Source organism: Paenibacillus sp. FSL R5-0636 (assembly GCF_037974255.1).
In the GTDB taxonomy this organism is placed as follows: domain Bacteria; phylum Bacillota; class Bacilli; order Paenibacillales; family Paenibacillaceae; genus Paenibacillus_AQ; species Paenibacillus_AQ odorifer.
Genome location: NZ_CP150232.1, coordinates 4,522,670 through 4,544,684 on the forward strand (window position 1 = coordinate 4,522,670; position 22,015 = coordinate 4,544,684).

General features: G+C 41.5%; 18 protein-coding genes. 4 read left to right on the forward strand and 14 right to left on the reverse strand.

The genetic code is table 11. The features are described from left to right. Positions 1-59 precede the first annotated feature (59 nt). On the reverse strand, positions 60-965 hold the full coding sequence (locus tag MKX34_RS20620; protein ID WP_081384084.1) for a LysR family transcriptional regulator: 906 nt from the start codon (positions 963-965) through the stop codon (positions 60-62). A 158-nt stretch (positions 966-1,123) separates the two neighbouring features. On the opposite strand from MKX34_RS20620, the gene MKX34_RS20625 reads away from it, so the two are divergent. Next, entirely contained in the window at positions 1,124-1,741 is a 618-nt protein-coding gene (locus tag MKX34_RS20625; RefSeq protein WP_076297671.1) for a histidine phosphatase family protein, read from the forward strand. A 62-nt stretch (positions 1,742-1,803) separates the two neighbouring features. On the opposite strand, the gene MKX34_RS20630 is transcribed toward MKX34_RS20625, so the two are convergent. The 3 genes from MKX34_RS20630 to MKX34_RS20640 form a co-directional block, all read right to left on the reverse strand. Next, the gene (locus MKX34_RS20630) at positions 1,804-2,049 is read right to left on the reverse strand and encodes a hypothetical protein (RefSeq protein WP_036688955.1); all 246 of its coding nucleotides are present in this window, start codon (positions 2,047-2,049) and stop codon (positions 1,804-1,806) included. Between the two features lie 692 nt (positions 2,050-2,741). Then, the gene (locus tag MKX34_RS20635) at positions 2,742-3,293 is read right to left on the reverse strand and encodes a polymer-forming cytoskeletal protein (RefSeq protein ID WP_076100192.1); all 552 of its coding nucleotides are present in this window, start codon (positions 3,291-3,293) and stop codon (positions 2,742-2,744) included. A 184-nt stretch (positions 3,294-3,477) separates the two neighbouring features. After that, a complete protein-coding gene (locus MKX34_RS20640) occupies positions 3,478-5,067 on the reverse strand; it encodes a peptide ABC transporter substrate-binding protein (protein WP_051491588.1) in 1,590 nt (529 codons plus the stop codon). A 201-nt stretch (positions 5,068-5,268) separates the two neighbouring features. On the opposite strand from MKX34_RS20640, the gene MKX34_RS20645 reads away from it, so the two are divergent. After that, on the forward strand, positions 5,269-6,180 hold the full coding sequence (locus tag MKX34_RS20645) for a LacI family DNA-binding transcriptional regulator (RefSeq protein WP_076100191.1): 912 nt from the start codon (positions 5,269-5,271) through the stop codon (positions 6,178-6,180). Positions 6,181-6,246: 66 nt separating this feature from the next. After that, positions 6,247-7,494 (forward strand): MFS transporter, encoded by a 1,248-nt coding sequence (locus tag MKX34_RS20650; protein WP_339203292.1) that lies wholly within the window; start codon positions 6,247-6,249, stop codon positions 7,492-7,494. A gap of 23 nt (positions 7,495-7,517) precedes the next feature. On the opposite strand, the gene MKX34_RS20655 is transcribed toward MKX34_RS20650, so the two are convergent. Together MKX34_RS20655 and MKX34_RS20660 are read right to left on the reverse strand one after the other, a co-directional pair. Beyond that, on the reverse strand, positions 7,518-8,069 hold the full coding sequence (locus MKX34_RS20655; protein WP_141118457.1) for a hypothetical protein: 552 nt from the start codon (positions 8,067-8,069) through the stop codon (positions 7,518-7,520). Positions 8,070-8,287: 218 nt separating this feature from the next. Next, positions 8,288-9,337, reverse strand: coding sequence for a phosphotransferase (locus MKX34_RS20660; protein WP_036688963.1), 1,050 nt, complete (start codon positions 9,335-9,337; stop codon positions 8,288-8,290). A 156-nt stretch (positions 9,338-9,493) separates the two neighbouring features. Here MKX34_RS20660 and MKX34_RS20665 point away from each other — a divergent pair, with 156 nt between their 5' ends. Then, a complete protein-coding gene (locus tag MKX34_RS20665; RefSeq protein WP_162164293.1) occupies positions 9,494-11,356 on the forward strand; it encodes a rhamnogalacturonan lyase in 1,863 nt (620 codons plus the stop codon). An 86-nt stretch (positions 11,357-11,442) separates the two neighbouring features. Here the strand turns inward: MKX34_RS20665 and MKX34_RS20670 are convergent, their stop codons facing one another. The 8 genes from MKX34_RS20670 to MKX34_RS20705 form a co-directional block, all read right to left on the reverse strand. Next, positions 11,443-12,015: a DUF305 domain-containing protein gene (locus MKX34_RS20670; protein WP_076297672.1), complete on the reverse strand. Its 573-nt coding sequence runs from the start codon at positions 12,013-12,015 to the stop codon at positions 11,443-11,445. A 65-nt stretch (positions 12,016-12,080) separates the two neighbouring features. Further along, entirely contained in the window at positions 12,081-12,845 is a 765-nt protein-coding gene (locus MKX34_RS20675) for an ABC transporter ATP-binding protein (RefSeq protein WP_076297673.1), read from the reverse strand. A 14-nt stretch (positions 12,846-12,859) separates the two neighbouring features. Further along, positions 12,860-15,199, reverse strand: a complete 2,340-nt coding sequence (locus tag MKX34_RS20680; RefSeq protein ID WP_076297674.1) for an FtsX-like permease family protein — start codon at positions 15,197-15,199, stop codon at positions 12,860-12,862. Between the two features lie 166 nt (positions 15,200-15,365). After that, positions 15,366-16,613, reverse strand: coding sequence for an MFS transporter (locus MKX34_RS20685; protein WP_178944158.1), 1,248 nt, complete (start codon positions 16,611-16,613; stop codon positions 15,366-15,368). A gap of 42 nt (positions 16,614-16,655) precedes the next feature. After that, complete coding sequence (locus tag MKX34_RS20690; protein ID WP_076141075.1) at positions 16,656-17,279, reverse strand: TetR/AcrR family transcriptional regulator; 624 nt, start codon at positions 17,277-17,279, stop codon at positions 16,656-16,658. Positions 17,280-17,971: 692 nt separating this feature from the next. Then, entirely contained in the window at positions 17,972-18,649 is a 678-nt protein-coding gene (locus tag MKX34_RS20695; protein WP_076100182.1) for a DUF1266 domain-containing protein, read from the reverse strand. Positions 18,650-18,665: 16 nt separating this feature from the next. Further along, positions 18,666-20,150 carry a J domain-containing protein gene (locus MKX34_RS20700; RefSeq protein ID WP_076297675.1) on the reverse strand — a complete coding sequence of 495 codons (1,485 nt, stop codon included), beginning with the start codon at positions 20,148-20,150 and terminating at the stop codon, positions 18,666-18,668. Further along, positions 20,147-21,847 carry a molecular chaperone HscC gene (locus tag MKX34_RS20705; protein ID WP_076297676.1) on the reverse strand — a complete coding sequence of 567 codons (1,701 nt, stop codon included), beginning with the start codon at positions 21,845-21,847 and terminating at the stop codon, positions 20,147-20,149. The genes MKX34_RS20700 and MKX34_RS20705 overlap by 4 nt, the downstream gene beginning before the upstream one ends. Between the last annotated feature and the right edge of the window lie 168 nt (positions 21,848-22,015).

Consider the following 22,015-nt stretch of genomic DNA (forward strand, 5'->3'; position numbering starts at 1 on the left):
ATGACCCCTCCTAACTTTTATCCATAGTTTACCATAAGCTTATCTTTAATTTCCTAATATTATTTTAAACTTAATTGTTTCATAACGAGCGTAATAAACGACTGCATATAGCTTTCTTGAAGTTCCTTCTTTCTGTAACCCATCCATATCGAATGCTTGGAGACTACATTTTCTACTGCTACATTAGCTAATGTTCCCTGATCAAGATAAGGTTTCGCCAACAAAGCGGATACATAACTAATTCCATAACCGGCAATCACAGCTTGAATAACTTCATTCACTCCATTAAATTGAAGCCCAATCGTTGGCTGCTGTACACTTCTTTCTTCACACAACCGGACAAGCCGCTCTCTGGCTGCACTGCCCTCTTCTCTCATAATAAATGCTTCAGACATCACTTCTTCAAAGCTAACCTGCTGATTGGCAAAAGGGTGATGGGAAGAAACCACGAATACATACTCGTCCCTATATAACTCCCGATGTTCGAACACTCCTGTATTATGCGTAGGAAACTCCATATCACTGTAAATCGCTACGTCTGCTTCAAAATTATTCAATTTTTCCATGACTCCATGAGAATTAGTAGTAGTGATCTGAATGTTAACTTCCGGAAAAGATTGTTTGAATAATGACGCCCACCGGGGAATGAGGATGCTTGTTGCCAAATAATTACCTGCAATCCGCAGATTCCCCTCAGGAAATTTGTGATAGTCTTCAATGATTTGCTGGACTTGATCACCCATGGCAAAAAACTTCTCAAGAGGTTCGATTAACCTTTTTCCTAAAGGGGTGAGCACCATCCTCTTTCCTTTAATTTCAAATAACAAAATATGATTCTCCCGTTCAAACTTACGGATTTGCGCTGATATAGCGGGTTGACTGATATGCAAACGTTCAGAGGCTTTGGTCACACTACCTGTGATCGCAACGTAATAAAACAATTTTAATACATGATAGTTCATCATGATTTCTTCCTCACCTAATAAAATAATATCTCTAATCGCCGCTTATCTATCCTCAGCCATTTACTATAACTATACATTATGGATGTTAACTATTATATATTGTTTATTTATATTTTTTTCTCTTATACTTACAACTATTCATAAGGGAGGTTTTGTTAATGACAAAGACAGTATTATACTTAACCCGCCACGGGCAAACAGAATGGAATTTACAAAAACGAATGCAAGGGCATCAAAATTCTGCGCTTACAGCCTTGGGCGAACAGCAGACCGAATGGTTAAGGGATCGTTTGCAAGTAGAAAACTTAGGCGCAATTTATTCTAGTACTAGTCCAAGAGCATTGCATACTGCGCAGATTTTACGGGGAAAGCGGAGTTTACCTATTCAACAGCAAGTTTCTTTAATGGAAATAAACATGGGGAGCTGGGAAGGAATGAATACGGATCAGATACAACTAGAATCCCCTTTACAATATTCCCATTTTTTCACCAGACCCGATCTATATATTCCTCTAACCTCAGGTGAGACTTATAAGCAGCTTGAAGAAAGAGTAGTGCCGACAATGGAGCGCATCATAAACGATAACGTAGGGCTAGAGGTGCTCATCGTCACCCATCGGATGACTTTAAAAGTCATTATGGCTTATTTTCTTAATAAATCATTGCAGGAAATAGGGGAGTTACCGGATATTCTCTCTACTGCATTATGTAAAGTAACCCTAACTGATAACAATACAACCATCGATCTGTATGGAGATACTTCACATTATCAATGACTATGGGTCAAAAAATAAGAAGGTAACTCCGATTAACGGGGCTACCTTTTTAGCGTTCAACATTAAATATCCACACTTTTGATTATAAAACTGCGGACCTTCATCCATTTGCCTGAAATGAATTCATCAATCGTTTTCGTCTTTGGTCTAACGCAAAAGCGGTGTTTTGCCCCTTTATCAAAGCCCACAGCTTCAAAAATTAGGCTGTCCCCTATTTGCTCCTTGAAGAACACCTGCTTTAATCCCAACCTATTTAACATTTCAAGCTTTACGCTCTCAATATATGTGCGCGAATACTCCTTAGACATATGTGTTCCTCCTAGTAGTGATAGTAATATTATAAGTCAATAGGAAGAAAATCAACAATAGTTCATATATTCATCATCCACAAAAAAACAACCAGGCAGCAATTCTCCGTTATTGGAGGTTCGCTGACTGGTGTTTTGGGTCTGTTGTGATTTGCTTGATAGGTTATGAGCTAAGCTTAATCATTCGTAGCTTTCGGATAACCACTCCGTTGTAGCGCACTATCTTGATATATCTGTAAGATAACTGCAATCTATACACTTATTCGATATCCACAAGGGCTAATTCTAACTTTAAGTGTATTCTATACAATTAAAAACTAGAGAAATAGCCTATAGAGTATTAAATCAGGAAAATAGATGTACAAAATACAGCTATTTGCATTGGCCGGGCGTTTTGAGCATTTTAGTTGTACAAAATACAGTTAAAACCATCTACTGTACACTTCAATGTTTCATACTCCATTACTTCATACTCCATTACTTCATACTCCATTACTTCATACTCCAATAATTCACTGCTTCAATACTCCATTACTTGTTACTTCGAAGCCGTTGGCTCTCATATGGTAACTAGATGGGGTGTAGTCCATTATGAGTCAGCCCATTCATTACTGATTCCTTTTGCCTATCCTATCCGGATAATTCTATCTATTTAGTCCTTCTACTTCTACCTAATCGAAATCATCACTAACTTATTTAACTTCAGTTGCCCCAGTCACTTTACCTTCAATCCCTGCAGTTGCTTTCACATCTTCGTTTGCGAAGTAAAGATTTCCATCAATAGTCGAAGTTTCATGCAGATTAAATCCGTTCGCTTCTACATAAACATCACCTTTAATGGTTCCGCCTTGAACTCGTAAATTTTCACTTTGTACAGTTAACTTAGGTACAGTGAGTGTGTAATTGGCAGTAACTTTGTGATCAGCGTCTTGGGCATAAAGAGCAATCTTACGGTAGATGTCGCCGTCTGCGGCCCCTTTATCATGGAATTCGCCTTCAACAACAACATCTTGGGCAATGGTCACATCATTTAGAATGGCAATAATCCAGTTTCCATCTTTACTTACAGCCTTGGTAAACGCATCTGCTTGATTTACGATTGAAGCTGTAGTAACTGCATCCGTTTGCTCTGTAGCTGGAGCCGTAGTAGCCGCTGAATTAGTTGCATTATTATTATTCGCACCACAACCAGACAAGACTGCAACCGAGACGCCTGCTACTAACATCATTTTAAATAACTTCATTTTAAATCCCCCTTGTTTTTGATTATAAATTAATTATATATTAAAATTTTTAATAAACAGGTGAAAATTTTCACAATATTGTGTCGTTATCTGAAGCGGTTTCACAAAGGTGATTAATTCCATACAAAAAGGACACTCCCAATAACTGCGGAAGTATCCTCATAGTCTTTATTACTATAATTTTTTAGATTAAATACCCTCTTGAAAAAGATATGGAACCATCATACTCTACACTTACTTTTTTAATGTTAGGTTTATGCAAAACATCAGCATAAAAATAATACAGCGGAAGGATGACCATTTGGTCAATGAGCATTTTTTCAGCTTTTGCATAAAGCTTGTTTCGTTCGCTAGTGTCTAATGTAAGCCTAGCTTGTTTAATATAACTATCATAAAGTGCACTGCTCCAGCCCGAATCATTATCGCTGCTCCAAGATGTGAAATAATCTAAAAAAGTCGATGGATCGTTATAGTCGGCTGCCCAAGCCGCTTTTGCCATTGTATAATTCAGCTTAAGACGATTATCAAGCAGATCTTCCCAGGGTTGAACCTCAAAGCCTACTGTAATGCCCAGATTTTTGTTCCAGCTGTTAATAACGGCTTCTGCAATTTCTTCATGACCTTCATTTATAATAATCGAAAAACTAGGAAGCTGAGTTAAGCCCTCTTCCTTCAAACCTTCCTGAAGTAATTTCTTAGCCTGTATTACATCCTCTTTGAAATACCGTGTATCAATAATCTCTGATCTAAAATTCAACTTGGAACCACGAATACTCCGAGGAATAAAACCGTAAGCAGGTGTACCATAGCCGATAGATTCTCGGTTAGCTGCCATGGCTAATGCTTTACGTATCTTCAGATTTTTGAAAGGTGCTTTGCTTAGATTGAACTGATAATAATATGTAGAAGCATACGGCAATGCATATAACTCCTGAGGGAATACAGAATTTAAAGAAGCCTTATCTATCAGCTCATCTTTTGCCCCTACCCAGTCAACTTCATTGTTTAAGTAGGCCATAGTTGGCGAAGGTGTTCCAGCTTTAGGCCGAAGTAGATGCACCTCTGAGAAACGAATTTCTTGCGCCGCATAATAGTTTGGATTTTTAATTAGATGAATCGAATTTTCATCCCACTGTTGCAGTTTAAAAGGGCCATTAGTAACCATAGTTTTAATATTGTACGCCCAATTCTTATCTGCTTTCGCGACTTGCGCATTAATTGGCATGTAAATACTTTCCGCGAGAAGCTGCGGGAAATGTGAAGTTTTTTCATTCAAAGTCACTTGGAGTGTATCGTTATTTAACGCTTTCACACCCACTTTCGAAGACTCCTTTAGCTTCCCTTTATGATAATTCTCTGCGTTAGCAATTATGAACATTTTGAATGCATAGCTATTCATAGACTGAGGTGCAAGCGCTTGTTTCCATGCATACTCAAAATCTGAAGCCTTAACCTGCTGCTGATTACTCCATTTTGCGCTCGGCCGCAAGGAGAACGTGTATGTTTTCCCATCCTTGGAGACTGTCCACGACTTGGCTATCCCGGGAACCGCCTCTCCCGCATCATTCAAACGCACCAATCCCTCAAATATCCCTTTAATGACCGTAGTCGTACTACTATCTGTGGAAGAGGCAGGATCTAGATCTACAGGAATATAATCAAAACCAATACGCAACACCTGTTTAGCCTGTACAGCAGATGCAGTGTTCCCTTCACTTACATTTAAACCTATTAGTAATACTAAAACAAAGAGAACATGGAGCAATTTTTTCATCGACACTTCCCCTATTTCTATTATTTTTATTAACTAGAATAACATGGAATCTATTGATTCCGATAGATTAATTTCACCGCAATTCTTCCATTTCTAGAACCTAGCAGGGTCATCTAACTGCACACTCACTTCCCATTGACGCTTTGGGATCAGAATGTTAATCTTTAGAAAATATCACAAGGATAAGGGAGCTATTTACTGGTGAAAAAGACAACCATGAAGGACATCGCACTTCGTGCCAATGTCTCCGTCGCAACAGTGAGCTATGTTCTGAATCGTGTCGGCAACCAAACCATTCCTGAGAAAACGCGCCAGCAGATTCTTCAGCTTGCCGAGGAACTACACTACATACCCAATCTGGCGGCACGTTCACTTGCGAATCAGAAAACAGGATTGGTAGGTGTGCTCGTTAACACCTCAGCCCATACCCCACACTGGAAGCTCCATGCCCAGTTCTCATTTATACATGCCTTGGAACAACGGTTAACAAATGCTGGTTACCATACGCTGCTATATTCACTTGATGTTGACCAGCCTTCTTTGGATATTATCGTAGAAAGAAAGCTGGAGGCTGTATTTCTGATCGATGTGCGCGAGGAAGCCTTTTATTCGATCTCCAAGCATTTTGTAGAAGGAATTCCTTTGATTCTGATCGACAGCATGATTGAAGATAAACTCTTTAAGCAGGTCCTTTTCAACTATCGAGCAGCTCTACAAAAGGTAAAACCACAGGACCTTTCACAGGTATGTTTAATTATGGAGAGCTTCAATAACTCTTTCCTCACCCGTTTTATTCAGGACAGTATTCCATTACCTGAAGAAGCGATATTCACCGTTGTCAATTTGGAGAAATTAAATACATTCTTACAGGAGGGGGGCTATAAAGAGGCCATTGTCATTAATGAGTTTATTGGAAGTTACGTTGAAAAAAACGGGAGGTTCGAACAACTCTCTGTGCTTTGCACCTGCAATTGTCCGGAAATATTAGGCGATGACGTTCATAAATTCATTTTCACAGGGGATAAAGCGGCTACTGCATTTGAACTAATGGACAAATTATTGCATCATTCTGACTACTCCGCACAAAAAAATAATTGTTATTTTGTAGAATAATTTTTTTGGCTATTCACTTAAGCGTTTAAGTTGAAGGGAGCATAACTTATGTCTGGTCCTTTATTAGTGAAACAAGTTCCCCCTGCTGTTCAAGCTCATCCCTCTCTTTGGGGAAATCGGAGATTCCTGCTGCTACTCAGTTCGTACTCCATTTCCTTATTCGGTAACACTTTTCATAGTATTGCTTTAAGTTTATGGGTACTGCAAACGACCGGCAGCGCCAAAATGATTGCCATCATCACGATAATCAATTTAGTGCTCAGTTCTTTACTTGGATCGATAGGGGGAACTTTTGCGGATAGGGTCAATCGTCGAACCCTCATGCTGATCACCGATCTGATAAGTTGCGGACTCGTAGTGACACTTGCTTTAGCCATTTCCCTGCCCTCTACATCGTTCATTATAGTCGCTATACTGACGGGTCTTACGACCGTTTCAGCTTTATTCCAGTCCCCGGCATACCAAGCTTCTATCACTACTGTTGTTGGTAAAGAACATCTACAAAAAGCGGTAGGATTGTTGAACTTGTCTGAAAACATCTGCCGTACTATTGGTTATTCAGCCGGTGGTATTTTCGTAGCGAGTTTTGGAGCAGCCGACGCTATTTTATTTGATGGAGCTACATTTTTCCTCTCCTTTCTGCTCGTTTTAGCAGTTCGCTCCCTTCCTTTGCCAACTCAATTAAATAACGCACCCAAGAAAGAACGGAAATTCACACAGGATCTGGTTGATGGAATTCGCTATATTTGGAGGTATCCTTTCGCACGCGCCGTTATGATTATGCTTCCTACCTTAACCTTATTTTTTGTCCCCTCCCTGATGTTGACGCAGGTTATGGCCGTCAAAGTGTGGGATTCCACTCCCTTTCAGTTTGGACTTATTGAAGCCTGTATTCCACTTGGTTATATGATCGGGTCCGGACTGATCTTGCTGCTTGGCTCCAAATTGAAAAACAGAGGTTTCCTTATTATGACTGGACTGCTATGTCTCGGTCCCCTGTACCTCCTGTTATCATTCGTCACTTCCGCTGCGATTGCCATTCCTATCATTCTTGTGATTGGCTTCATGTTCTCATTCTCCACGTTGCTGATTAATACAATCCTTAGGCTGGAAGTTTCAGAAGACATCCAGGGTAGGGTGTTCGGTGTATTAGGTTCTATCATGAGTGTAGCCCCATCCATTGGTCTTACTGCTGTCTCGTTCTTGTCTGATCTCTTCAGCCCTGGTCCTGTCATGGGTTCAATCGGAGTCTTACTGCTGCTGTTTGCCTTATCAACTATCACTAAATTAAAGGTAATTCGAAACTACAAGTAATTTCAGAATGTATCCTGTGTTCTTTATCGCCTTCTTTTTCTAATAACGCGTCTAAGATAAAGCTCAAACAGTAATAGAACAACCAGAAAAATCAATAACAGGAGACCCGCTATTCCAGTTAGAAACGGAAATAGGAGTGGGAAGAAAATACTAGGATAGGCCTTAGTAACATCTGAATAATATCCCATACCCATAAGGGAGGTACCGGAGAACTCGATTAGCTTGACACCTAAATGATTGATGCTTCTTTGCGCATAGCTGAGAACCTCTTCGTCTACTTCTCCGTTTTGTGCAATCGTGATGATTTTCCATTTTCTTGTTTCCATGGGTTGACTATCATCGGTCAGTCTTTGGACTATACTTACTTGTTCCTCACCAGTCTTTCGGTCCTTTACTGTGAGAATATCTATCCACGAAAAATATCTGCTGCCTCTGTCCCGATTGGATAGCCATATTTCATCAGGGGTGGAGATTTTTTGATCATTTAATAAGAACTGAACTTTGACAATATCACCAGGCGGGGCTTTCTCCTCTTCATCCCATGGAGTCATATCTGCTTTCCTGCCTGTTTTCACGTATATAGTTGAACAATGGGTTAAAAGAAATCGCCAGCAAAAATAGCGAGACGCCAGATATAACTATAAACTTCTTCATAAGTCCTCCTTTTTAACTTACAGTCAGTTTAAACTTTTGGCGTGAACCCCCTTCCGGTCCATCGGGAACATATTCCTGCAAAGGACTAAATCCAAATTTCCGATAAAACTCCCTGGCAGGTTGGCCTGCTAAATGTTCCTCACCAAAGGTAGTGACGGTTATCTAAATCTCCCAACCATAATAAACATTGTGGAATAAAATCAGCGTAGTCGTGTACTGCATTAATCGTACGGATTACCTCACGAGTACCCAGCTCCCGTTCTGCGTCATCCGAGCTCTCCAGTCCTAGCGAACGTCTGATATTGTAAGCTAACCATTCTAATTTTCCCAAAAAGCAATAGTTAAGCACAACCTGCCAATCCGCATAAATCTTTCCGCCATGCTCCAGATAGCTGCTAATCAAATTTGAGAATGCCTTTTTGCTTAAATCTCCCGATTCAGAACCTGACCAATATAAAGCTACATCTATCAGCTCTAACGTCGGATGAATAGGTCCTGCTGCTTCCCAATCGATTATTATTGGAGCTTGCCGCTCATCCCACAAGACATTTTTGGGGTCTAAATCCCGATGGCTGATAACATATTGATTCGTCAATAGACTCGCTGAAGAATGAATCAATGCCTCCCAATTCTCTATCTTATGCAGGTGATCTGCTAGCAAGCTTGACCATTCTATACCCTGCTGCTCTCCTTTGAGAGCAAGCTCTTTCCAATTGGCAACTGAACCATTAGACGCTATAAGCGTTTCAAAGTGATGCTCATCCGTTCCCTGTGAGAAATCAATATTGTGGAGCTGCGCAAGAATTGCCCCAATCTTTTTACAACAATCTAAATCTATTATGCCTGGAGGTAATGCCGTCCCCTGAACCCATGGAAACAATAAATAAAATTGCCCCTCAACCTCGTGCATACTACTGCCATTAGATACGATTGCCGGAACAGCATGGATCCCCTTTTGATAAGCCAGGTTCGCAACCATTTCAGAAAAAATATAATTGGACATTGCTGTATCTCGTTGCATAATTTGAGGATTTAAGGCCTTTACTGCGTATTGCGCTTTATCCGTTTGCAGGCGATACATTCTGTGCAAGAGTCCACCTGTTATCGGTTCAGGTTCATTCATCAACAGACCCAGATTATATTTGGCACAAAGTGTTGCGAATTTTAAATTATAGCTTATATTTTCCATGTTATGTATTCCTTTCTGTGTGAGTAAAGTCGTACTCATTTAAAATGGTTCAAGTAAATTTAAAACATATTTTTATCTATATGAAATATTATGTACTGTTCACTATGACATCCTGTGTAACCCTCGTGAACCAAAAATGAAAAGGAGGCTTCGTTAATGAGTAAGCGGTTACATCAGTCAGGATATCTTGTAATCATTTGGTTTTTAGTCTTTACGTTAGGGACGGCAGCTTTTGGCTCTCTTTCCTCTGTGTCGGCAGCAGCTGCCCGGCAAGCGGAAAAGCTAAATCGGGGACTAGTAGCAGTGAAGGTATCCAGCGGTGTATTTGTGAGCTGGCGGCTACTCGGAACAGAAGAACTGTCGGTTTCTTTTAATTTATACCGCAATGGCACAAAAGTAAACGTTACCCCAATCACGGACAGCACGAATTATCAGGATAACGCCGGCACAGCTTCGTCTAGCTATACAGTTCGAGCAATCGTTGGCGGTATTGAGCAATCTGATTCTCCAGCAGCAAATGTATGGGCCAACAATTATTTGGACGTTCCAATTCAGATTCCGGCTGGCGGCACTACGCCAGATGGCGTAAGTTATACCTATAGTGCCAATGATGCCAGCGTGGGTGACTTAGACGGTGACGGGGAATATGAAATCGTATTGAAGTGGGATCCTTCCAATTCCAAAGACAACTCGCAAAGTGGCTATACTGGCAACGTCTATCTGGATGCCTATAAGCTGAATGGAACTCGGCTATGGCGAATTGATCTGGGCAAAAATATTCGGGCTGGCGCACATTACACTCAATTTCTAGTCTATGATTTCAATGGTGATGGTAAAGCCGAAGTAGTCTGCAAAACAGCAGACGGTACGGTTGACGGAGTTGGCGTAACCATTGGAAACGCAAGTGCAGATTATCGCAATTCCAGTGGATATATCCTGACCGGACCTGAATATCTGAGTGTATTTTCCGGACAAACGGGGAAAGCCTTAACCACAATTGATTATGTTCCTGCCAGAGGAACGGTATCCAGTTGGGGTGACAATTACGGCAATCGAGTAGACCGCTTTTTAGCAGGAGTAGCCTATCTGGATGGAGTACATCCAAGCATCATTATGGCACGTGGTTATTATACACGCACAGTCGTTGTAGCTTTTGACTGGAATGGCAGTGCTTTGACTCGTAAATGGACCTTTGATAGCAATAGCTCCACCAATGCTGGAACCGCCGGTCAAGGTAATCATAGCTTAAGTGTAGCCGATGTGGATAACGATGGTAAGGATGAGATCATTTATGGTGCCTTAACCATTGATAATAACGGTGCGACCTTATACAATACAGGGCTGGGTCATGGAGACGCGCTGCATGTAGGCGATTTAAATCCGAACCGCCCCGGTCTCGAAGTTTTTAAAGTCATGGAAAATACTAGTTCTCCCTATGGCGCTGCGGTATGGGATGCTGCAAACGGGACGGTCTTATGGGGTGTATACACGGGAAAAGATACCGGCCGGGGGATGGCTGCCGATATTGATCCCAATTATCCCGGGGAAGAGGTATGGGCTCACGGCGTTGGCCTATACTCCATTACAGGCACCAAAATAAGCAGCACAATGCCTTCTGTGAATTTTGGAATTTGGTGGGATGGCGACTTGTCCCGCGAACTGCTGGATGGTGTCAAGATTGATAAATGGAACCCTGCAAGCAACTCCGTTACCAATTTATTAACCGGAGCGAGCGTAGCATCCAACAATAGTACCAAAGCAACGCCAAGCCTACAGGCCGACCTGCTTGGAGACTGGCGCGAAGAGGCTATCTGGAGAAAGTCCGATAACTCGGCTCTACGAATCTATACAACTACGAACATCACCACTAATAAAATATATACCTTAATGCATGATCCAGTATATCGGTTGAGCATTGCCTGGCAGAATACAGCTTACAATCAACCTCCGCACACAGGATTTTTCCTAGGCAACGGTATGCCCACTGTGTCTAAACCCAATATCTACGTAGTGCCGTAAGCTTTCTAAAGAATTAGTAAGTGAATAAAAAAGCAATTGCAGTTATCCGGATGTGCCGGGGCAATTGCTTTTTTGTTCGGTTTATATCAGCAATGATCGAGGTGCGTTAATAGTTTTTTTAATTGTTTAATGCCTTCGCATTGAGTGGTTATTATTGCATATAAAATAGGTTTTAGTGCTGGGCAGATATTAAACTGTAAAACGTTGTTTGACATTCGTACAGCGCCCTCATGATGGGGTATCATCTCTCGTACAAAATTCGCATTCACTCCGTTGGTTACAGTTGCCGATCCCATTTCTGAGAACATCGTTTGCGTTATTTGCTCGAATTTCTTCATGTATTGAGATCGTTCAAAATCTGTATTCGTCAGCATTCTACATTTGCACTGGATAGCTTGCATATTGGAGATACTTTTGGTTTGTGCTGAAATGATACTTGTAGCAATACGCTGTATTTCAAGATTGGTCGTGTATTTAAGAATATTACGAGACATCTCAATAGCTGCGATATGATGCGGTATCATCTGTTGAATAAAGGTGTCTGATATACTACACGATAGCGGAACACATGTCATTCTTCTAATCATGGTATTTAGAATATTATAATAAGCATTCAGATAAGCTTGTGTCACATTGCTTAGTTTGCAGTTTCTATCCATAAGGTTCATAACTCCTTTCTGGATAGTGTATGAGAAACGTTATGGGTATGATCCTAGATCCCCAATCAGAATCCCAGCTTTAATAGCCAGGCCGCAAGCTTCTCCTCCCGCCTTTTCAATTCACCATCTACGCGATTATATTTTCCAAGCCGTTGCTCAGCTGCAATGCTGCCATCTAGCATATATAAGACACGCTCAGCTTGAGCAGCGACTTTGGCATCATGTGTGGCGATTATAAGCGTTGTTCCTGATTGATTAATATCTGCTAATATGTCCATGATTTCACTAGCTGCTTTTGAGTTAAGCGCCCCGGTTGGCTCATCGCCAAACAATATATCTGGCTGATTAATGAGTGCTCTGCAGATTGCTGCTCTTTGCAATTGTCCTCCTGAGACCTGTGTAATATCACGTTCAGCCAGCGTAGCAATTCCTGTTTTGTTCATTAACTCGGCTGCTCTTTTATTGATAGTTCTACGGCTGCTGGTTCTCGCCCGATAAGCAGACAGGATGATATTGTCGCGGATATTCAAGTTTTTTAACAGATGCATTTGCTGAAAAATAAAGCCCATATGCTTTAAGCGCAGTCCGGCTAATTCGTTCTCTGAAACTCCGCTGATCTCCTGCCCTTTAAAAACAACACTTCCCGCTGTCAACTTATCCATCCCGCTGATCGTATACAGCAATGTTGATTTTCCTGAACCAGAAGGTCCCATGACAGCTATGAATTCCCCCTGTGACACCTGAAGCTGAACATCCTTTAATATCGACTGCGGAGTTCCTTGCCCTGTTGAATAACTTTTTTTTAACCCCTTCGTCTCTAATATGAACATTCTGTCACCTCCTATCATTCGACAATTAGTTTGGCTATACTGGATTTTCTCATTGAAGTCGTGCTTGTTACGGTGGTGAGCGCTACAATCAGCATGAAAAGTATAGGAAGAATAAGATAGGCTACCGCCGGATTGACTACAAACTGTATCTTAGAAGCACCCATAAAAGAGCCTAGCATTTGAGCAATTTTTTGCCCGAGAGTGTTAGCCGCAAAAGTACCAAGAATGACGCCCAGCCCTGATATTAACAGCATCCTTACCAGGTATTGCCTACGAATATCTCCTAACGTAAAGCCAACACTTCTCAAAATAGCGGTTTGCGAAGAATCCTTGGCAAGCAGCATTTTCAAAAATAAAGAGGTAATCAATACCGAAATCGAAAATGCGATAACGATGGATAAGCCTGTAACTAGCTTCAATTGGCGAATTGTATTTCCTAATGTCTGAGCTAAATAGCTTTGCAGATGAGTGATTTTTGCTGGATAAAATAAATTGGTGTACTGATCCATTTTTGCCTGGACGGAAATTCCCGGGTTCACATCCAAAGCTACTACATACCAGAGAACCGTCTTCGGATCATATGGCAATTGCGATTTTGCGGTTCGGCCACCATTAGTTATATCCTGATAGATCCCGCTAACAGTCAATTTTTTTGCCACCCCAGCAACCTCTAAAAGAACGGTATCCCCCACCTTTTTATTCAGTTCCTTGGCGTTCAGGTCAGAAAGAGCGATCTCACTTGCACTGCTAGGAGTTCCTCCATTAACATACGAGAGCGGAAAAATAGTAAAGTCACCGGTTTCAACATTTAGCGATTCCCATACACCATCACTACCTAATACCTTAAATCTAGAAGTAATCAGTGGAGATAATTTAGAGATGTCCGGGTCATTTTCAAGCTTGGTTATCATCTCATTAAAACGCTTCTCTATTTGGTTCGATTGCTGCAAATCTATACGAATATCGCTCTGACCGACGCCCATATAAGAAACAAACCGGGGAGACTGAAGGGTATTCAATATATTCACTGGCACTAGAACGATAAACAAACTGATCACAAATACGAAGAACAATAATCCGTACATGGTGAAGCGCCCGTAAACATCTTTTACCCCGAGAAAAGCATTCACGTTAACAAATTTACGCTTACTAAGTGAAAATCTGCTTGTGTTAATCCTTGCTTCACCCCTCGTACCTGACCGTAAAGCTTCTACAACCGTGATGCGATTAAAGCGTCTAAGAATCATCCGGCAAAAGAATACAACAACTCCAAAGATCAAACCTACCGCCAGGACAGGAACAAAATATTGAAGGATACTGGCAGGAGCAACGCCCAAATACAAAGTAATATTGGCTGTAAACAAACGCACCACACCTAAAGATAGTAAATATCCACATACAGAGGCGACGGCTGCCATCACGATATATTTTGCTAAATAAATGCTGCGAATATCTTGCTGCGTGATCCCAATCGCTTTCATGACACCTATCTCTCTGTAATCCTCTTCCAAGGTAGCGATCATCGTAAATCTGAGACATAAAATAGCAATCAGCATCAGCAGAACACTTACCAAAATAATAACAACTGCGATAATCCCATCCGTCAGTGCATTCAGCGTTTTAAATAAAGGATAGTCAATAGAGGGGCCTTTATTGGGCAGATTTGAGGATTGATACTCATTGCGGAAATCATTGAGCTTGGATAGATCCGTAAGCTGAAATTCAATCAGGTATTCAGGTTCACCCAGCTTCTGTCTCAGCGCTATGAAGTCAGCAGTATTTACGACAAATCGTTTGGAGCTGACCATGGCTGGATTCATTTGGACATCCCTTACAAAATCAGTAATCACAAACTTTTTATCGAACTGTTCACCTAGAATGCTAACTACGTCGCCGATTTTCAAATTCTTTTGCTTCATATAATAAATGGGGACAGCGATTTCTCCTGCCGATACCTCAATCACCTTGTTCTCTAAATTCAGCAGCAAATCAAACGAAGGATTCTGCTCTACAAAGCCGATATCCATCACGCTGTTTGCTTCCGAGCCTTGGTTACTGCCTAGATAAACGTTAGATCCATCCAAGTTAAGCATCTCTACGGTTTGTTGATCTTTCACCAGTGGATTAGTAGCTGTAAAGCTCTCGATTGCTGAGCTGTCAATTTGTCCTGCGTGCATCTGCACGAAATGAGGGGCTTTGGATTTAATCAATAGCTGATTCAAGGACCCCGACAACTCCATAATCACTTGCGACGCAGAAGCAACAAGCAAAGCCGATAACATGATAAACACAAATAATCCGAAGGTAATGATTTTATTGCGTTGAAGGTCTCTTTTTACAATTCGTAGCAGCATTGACGGGCCTTCTCCTCTCCTTAGTTGAATCCACCTACAGATAATCACTAGAATTAGTGTCACTGCGCGAAAATTTGGACTTCCGGAGACAAAGGCGGTCGCTATCGCTCCTACAGTTCCAAACTTTCTCTTCGTTTCTTTCCTTTATGGTTTTTAATTCGTTTAATTATTCATGTTCAAGGCAGCGAATGGATTTCATTCGGGGGATCACAAATGCCATAATAATGATGAGCAAACCAGAGATGATAAATAATAAGCCGATTCCCCGTCCTTCCCCTGTGCCTATCACCTTACCTACTGATGAAGTAAGCAGACCTCCCTCTCGCAAAAGAGGATTAAACACTTGATCAGCCAATATGCCAGCAAAAGCATACGCAGCCACATAACCGAGTTGTGATAAAATGCCAATGATCCCCCATGCCCGCCCCTGTGTGTCATTTGGGATATGGTTGCGAATCATAACGTCAGCACTGGTATTAACAAAAGGCAACGTTGCAAAAAATAAAAATCCAGCAGCTGTAATAAAAGCAACATTCGTGGTCAGTCCCACCAAAGAAAAAAACAAACCGGCGAATCCTAGGCCGAGCGCTAATACTTTGATATATTTACGATCGATGCTAAAAACTCCAATAATCAGACTGCCGAGCAACATCCCTATAGCACTTACAGACAATACCGTGCCTAGAGTTTTCGTATCCGTAAAGGGTAGAAGCATAGGCGTATATAAGGTTTGGAGAAAACCCACATAAAAAGTAACGACAGACAAAATGATCGTAAGCTGCAGTACACCTTTCGTGTAAATAAGAGCATCCCAGCCCTCCTTCAAATCTTTTACAAACGACTGATTCGTTGGGACTCTGTGTTCAGTATGTAGATTCCTGCGAACAGCCATCACTGCAAGAACTGTAACTAGAAAGGTTGAGATATCTATAAGCAGGATAGTTTTTATATCCATAAAGCTAAGCAAAATCCCGGCAAGGATAGGGGAAAGAAGATATTTTGAGGACGCAGCAAGCTGAACTAAACCACTGGCCTTGGCAAATTGCTTCTCTGTTAATAAATCTGTAATGGTAGCCTTGTAGGCAGGTTCAAGCAAGGATACAAAAATCGAACTAAACGTCACGCCTAGACAAATCTGCCATAAATGAGGTTCACCCAGCAGCATGATGATGAGAACATATACTAGTCCAAAAGCAGATAACAAATCCCCTGCTATCATCATCAATCGACGATCAAACCGATCCGCTAACACGCCGCCAAAAGGACTGAGCACAATGGAAGGGAGAAAAGCACATAAGGTTAAAAGTGCCACGCTAGAGGCAGTCTGCGTCATCTGGAACACATAAACCCCTAAGGTGAAAGCCGTCAACCCGCTGCCAATACTGGATATCCACTCCCCCATCCAAATGATCATAAAATTTCCGAAGGATTTGTTGTTCAGAATATTCCCTCTCCCCTACTCAAACATTTGAAACACATAGTCGAAGCTGCCCTTCTCCGCCCCCAGCGTAATTTCCATCGTATAGATAAAAGCTCTTATCTTCTGGATGATTTCCTCAGGCTGCCACTTGAATATACCTTCATCAAAAAGAAATTGAGAGGTGATCAATAGAAATTCCATCGTCTCCCGGGGATACGGATTGTGAAACAGTCCCTCCTCTATGCCCTGCTCAATGACCTCCGTCAAAACAGGAGTTAGCCGTAAAATGGTTTCCACCAAGCTTTTCTGGTGCAGCTGTGCATTATCAGCCTGATGGAACTGCTCAATCATTTGGCTTTTTCTGTCCGTATCCGGCTTTTGCGCCATAATGATTTGCAGCAGCTTTTCATGAACGGTCAGCTTAGGATCTGCAGCAATTTGCTTAGCGGTTGCTACACCAACATCAATAAATCGCAGCACTACAGCATCCATGACCTCTTCCTTCGATTTAAAATAATAGTAGAAGGTTCCCTTCGCAATACCTACAGCCTGCAAGACATCATTCACTGTCGTTTTGGTATACCCTTTCGTAAAAAACAGCATTTCTGCTGTATCCAATATTTCATTTCTACGTTCTTCCGCTTCTTTGGAAATTCTCATCTGAAACGTCCTCCATTCTATTGACCGACCGTCGGTCTATTCCAATTATATACAAATATCAGATCCTGTCAAGATTAATCCGGCATCACAAAAAGAGAGAATTCCAAAAGCTATGTTATAGCAGCTGGAACTCCCTCTTTTTTTGTGATTCACTTTTGAGTTTTACTGTTGGGTTTTAGTCTTACTATTTTCTGTTTAGTCTAATTGTTTACTGTTGGATTTTACTGTTAGGTTTTACTGTTGGGTCTTATTGTTTATTGTTGGATTTTACTGTTTGGTTTTACTGTTTGGTTTTACTGTTTGGTTTTACTGTTTGGTTTTACTGTTTGGTCTTACTGCTGCGTTTTACTTTTAGCTTGCTCTTTGATCTGATCCGTTGAGCGAAACCTTTGCTCGTGTTGTAACACTAAACTTCGTTTGCTTATATCACATTTACACTTACGACATAGCCTATCGGACACAGCTGACCTTATATGCTGCATTATCCCCCATTTGGAATCCTAACGGACCGCATAGCCACTATTGACATGAAAAACACCACAAAAGACCCCTTCCTCAAGGAATAGCTGCACTGGAGTCCGAAAACCGGCTCAAAGGGCTATAAATCTGCAAATAGCGTCCTCTGGGTCCTTAAGCAACACGGGATAGGTATTCTATAGGTATTCAATAGGTATTAATTACCTAAGTACGGACTAAGTGGCTTCCGGCTGCAGATTTTGCCCCCAAACGGCTTCCCTGTATAGAATGCTGCTATTTCGCATGAGCTTCTGCAATCCCGTCTCAAATAGATTAACTAATCCGCCGGATTGTACTAATGAAAATTTGCTGCCCAAGGAATAGGCTATATAATAATCCGCCCAACTGCTATAACGTTCTTGTAGCTGCCTTGCTGCTTCTATTTTGTATTCCCAGGCTTCTTCCTTCTTCAAATAATCCTCAACATAACCAATCCGGCTCAGATAAATTACCCAAGCTAACCCAAAAGCAGAAATGTCACCAGAAGGCAACTGATGTATTCCTTGTGCAACAACCTTCAGATTAACAAAATCCTCATGATCCTTATGTGCCTCAAGATATTTACTGCGTGAGGTTTCGGAAAGTGTGGCTAATCGAGCATGTAAAGATCTATATTCTGCACGGTTGCCATCCTCTAGAAGCCAGCGAATCTGGCGATGAAAGGAGTTAGCATCCTCGATATTCCATCTTTCACAAGCATTTTTGATTAATCCTCTTTTGAAGAAGACATTACTGAAATCAAACTCATAAACCACATAGTATCTCCCTAAGAGACCACGTATGCAGGTAGAGGAAAGACAGCGGAAATACATTTCCAATCGTTTTCTTTGCTTAACATTGTATTCCTTCAGCATATAGAGCCTCCTGATATTAGTTCGAGAATAGGTATGCTGTTTTGCAAATGTTCCTGATTTTCCATAGAATAATAAGAATGAACACTGCATTGACAAGCGGGGGAAGCTCAGATACTGAAAAATAACATATGGTATATACCAACATATAGAACCAGCTTAATTTCAGGAAAACCAATAGATAGAATAATATAGGCCTTATAATGTTCTTTCCAATGGTTACGAGCGAAGAGATACGAAGACGTTGTGGATACAGTTTTTTGTTGTTCAACATGGACTTATTCGCAAGGTAACGAAAATGAATGAACTCGTCCTTTTTAGGCTCATTAGTCTCCGTTTGTGTAAGAGCTTCCTCAATTTGAGAACATGCAATCTTACATTCCAGAATTAAACATTGCACATCTCTATTTCCAGCATCCTCTTGCAACAAACATTCACAATCCTTCATCGCTTCCTCATAACGCTGCAAATAGTAGAGAAGCCGCCCTCTTAATAAGTAACCGTCTCTTTCGTTAGGCCACATAGTGGTTACTCGGTCCAAGCACACCAGCGCTTCCATATAATCAGCAGTATCCAGACAATACTTAGCTCGCATTAATTGCAGATCCGGATCATTCTGAAACAGCTTATTTGCTTCATCGAGGAGTTGGCCAGCTTCAGTATGTTTATCCTCCATCAGCATGAATTGAGCGGATTGCCTCAGATTTAGATAGTGTTCTATGTCGAACTCAAGAGACTCCTGCAAAAGGAAACACTCATAACGCATCTCCAAACTTCCGTCGACCTGCCCTAGTATGTACTCGACTAACTTTTTATCAAAACGTTGAAGAAATATTTCCTTGTCCTCACGAAAATGAAAAAATGAATCCAACGCCTCCCATACGGCATGAGGCAAATTCCGATGCTGATCAAGGAACAACATAAGCTTATCCCTTAGCCGATCGCGATGCTCTATACTCCACATGAAATCTTCATTCAAAAGTGAATGCCACGAAGCTTGCTTAATCCGGCGCGAGAAATCCGCATACAGTTCCCTAATTTGTCTGTCAAAAATATCTGCTGGCTGTTCTTGAAGATCAGCATCAAGTTGGATGGGAAGAGGGCGAAACAGCGCCCACTCGTTTTCATGCGGTATAGAAGTTGCCCCTTCTACTTCTTCCTCGGTGTCTACCTCCTCAACTTCTTGTTCTTCCTCCTCGCCTTCTTCCTCCTCAGCTTCATCTACTCGTATTACTTTTTCTGCTTGTATCACCATTTCTTCTATTTCTTTTGATATTGCTTCCGCTATTTCTTTCTTATCCTCACCTACAAATGAAGGGACAGTGCTTGCTATACGCTGCCCGGAGCGGGCCCATTTCACAGCTGTATCATAAGCTTCTCTAAGCTGCTGGTATCCTTCAGGGTCATCTTCGGGGTGATGCGATTTCAGTTTTTTGGCATAGGCCTTTTTGATGATAGCTAGTTCATCTGTGGGTTCAATCTCCAACATACTCCAGATTGTCATGTGAAGTATGACCACCCTTCAATTTCCGCCAATTGCTCATTGAAAGCTTGTGCCGCTTTTTCAATCACTTTCTCGTTCTGAGTATATAAAGCATCTTCGAATACTTTCAGACACTGTGCGATAAACTTCCGTTGGTCCCCAAGCACCTCTTCATATAAACGCTCACCTCTAGCAAGCAGAAGCCTGTTCTCGGTACGCTCATGCGGATGAATTTTGATACTCCGCAGTTCCAGTAAACGAGCTTCAATTTGCTTTTTCGTCATTGCACCAGCATTTTGCTCGATGATCATCTGATGCTTCTGACCTGTTGAAACTGTTGTAACCTCCACCTCAAGAATCCCATTCACATCATATGTATATCTGACATCAATACTTTCTTCTCCCCGAGGTGCTTGCGGAATCTGAAACTCCATTTCTCCTAGGAAAAGATTATTTTCAACGCGAGGACTCTCCCCCTGATACACATCCACACTTATGATCTTCTGATTATCTGCGGCTGTATATAGACGTTCTACCCGGCTAACAGGAATCGGAGTGTTACGTTCAATGATCGGAAAGTAATGTCCAGATGACGTTTGTCCGCTTGAACCTCTACGCAAAACACTGGTCCCTAATGTATAGGGGCAAACGTCCGTCAAAATCATTTCATCCAGCGCTTGATCACGCTGCTTCAGAGCTACCTGAACCGCAGCTCCAAGTGCGACGGTCTCATCTGGGCTGATATTCGCATAAGGCATTTTCCCGAACATACGGCTGATAATTTGCTTAATCAGAGGCATTTTAGTCGCACCCCCAATCATCACAATCCCATCCAGATCGGAAGGCTGCAAAGAAGCATCCCGCAATGCTCTTTCTATCGGCTGCCTTAGACGTATTAGTAACGGTTGCACCAATTGCTCAAGCTCTAAGCGATCTATAGTCAGCACGTATTCTTCCTCTTTAATAACTATCCGCATAGTCGCAGCAGACTCTGTACCAAGAATTCGTTTACTCTGCTCTGCCTGCTTATACAACATCGACCTCGTTATTGGTGTTAACGATTCCGCGTCCAGCTTATTCTTTTGGATAAAGTAGGCCACTAGTATCTCTGTGAAATCTTCCCCGCCAAGATAGTTATCTCCGGCAATCGACTTAACATCCATTACCCCTTCGAAAAGCTCCAGAATTGACACATCAAAGGTTCCTCCACCCAGATCAAAAACAAGAAATGAAGTCTCCTGATTCTGATGCAGGCCATAAGCGAGTGCTGCCGCCGTAGGTTCACTAATAAGCCGTTCTACTTGTAAACCAGCCAGCTCAGCCGCTTTCTTAGTTGCTTTCCGCTGAACATCATTGAAATAAGCCGGAACACTGATTATAGCTTTCGTTACGGACTCACCTAGATGATTTTCCGCGTCCTCTTTCAGTGACCGCAGAACAAAAGAAGATAACTCTTCAGGAGTAAAAGTCATCGAACCTAGCGTATATTTCTTTGCTGATCCCATAAAGCGCTTAAAAGTCGAGGCGGTTAACTGTGGATGTGTAATCAGTCGTTCCTGTGCGATTCTTCCAACTAATACTTCTCCCCCTGCATCTACACTAACAATCGAGGGTGTTACATGCTCCCCGAGTACATTGGGAATAATTACAGCCTGACTGCCGTCCCAATAAGCAGCAAGACTATAGGTCGTTCCTAAATCAATTCCGATTGTTCTCACTACTATGTCCACTCCTTTTATATACAATAATATACAAAGAAAAGAGTCCAAGAATCGAAATGTCACTAATTCAACATATTTACATCCAGAGCATAATAATGAAATTGCACTTCTGCAATAGATATAAAAAAGGTATCTCAAAAGCCACACTGGCTAATGGGATACCTT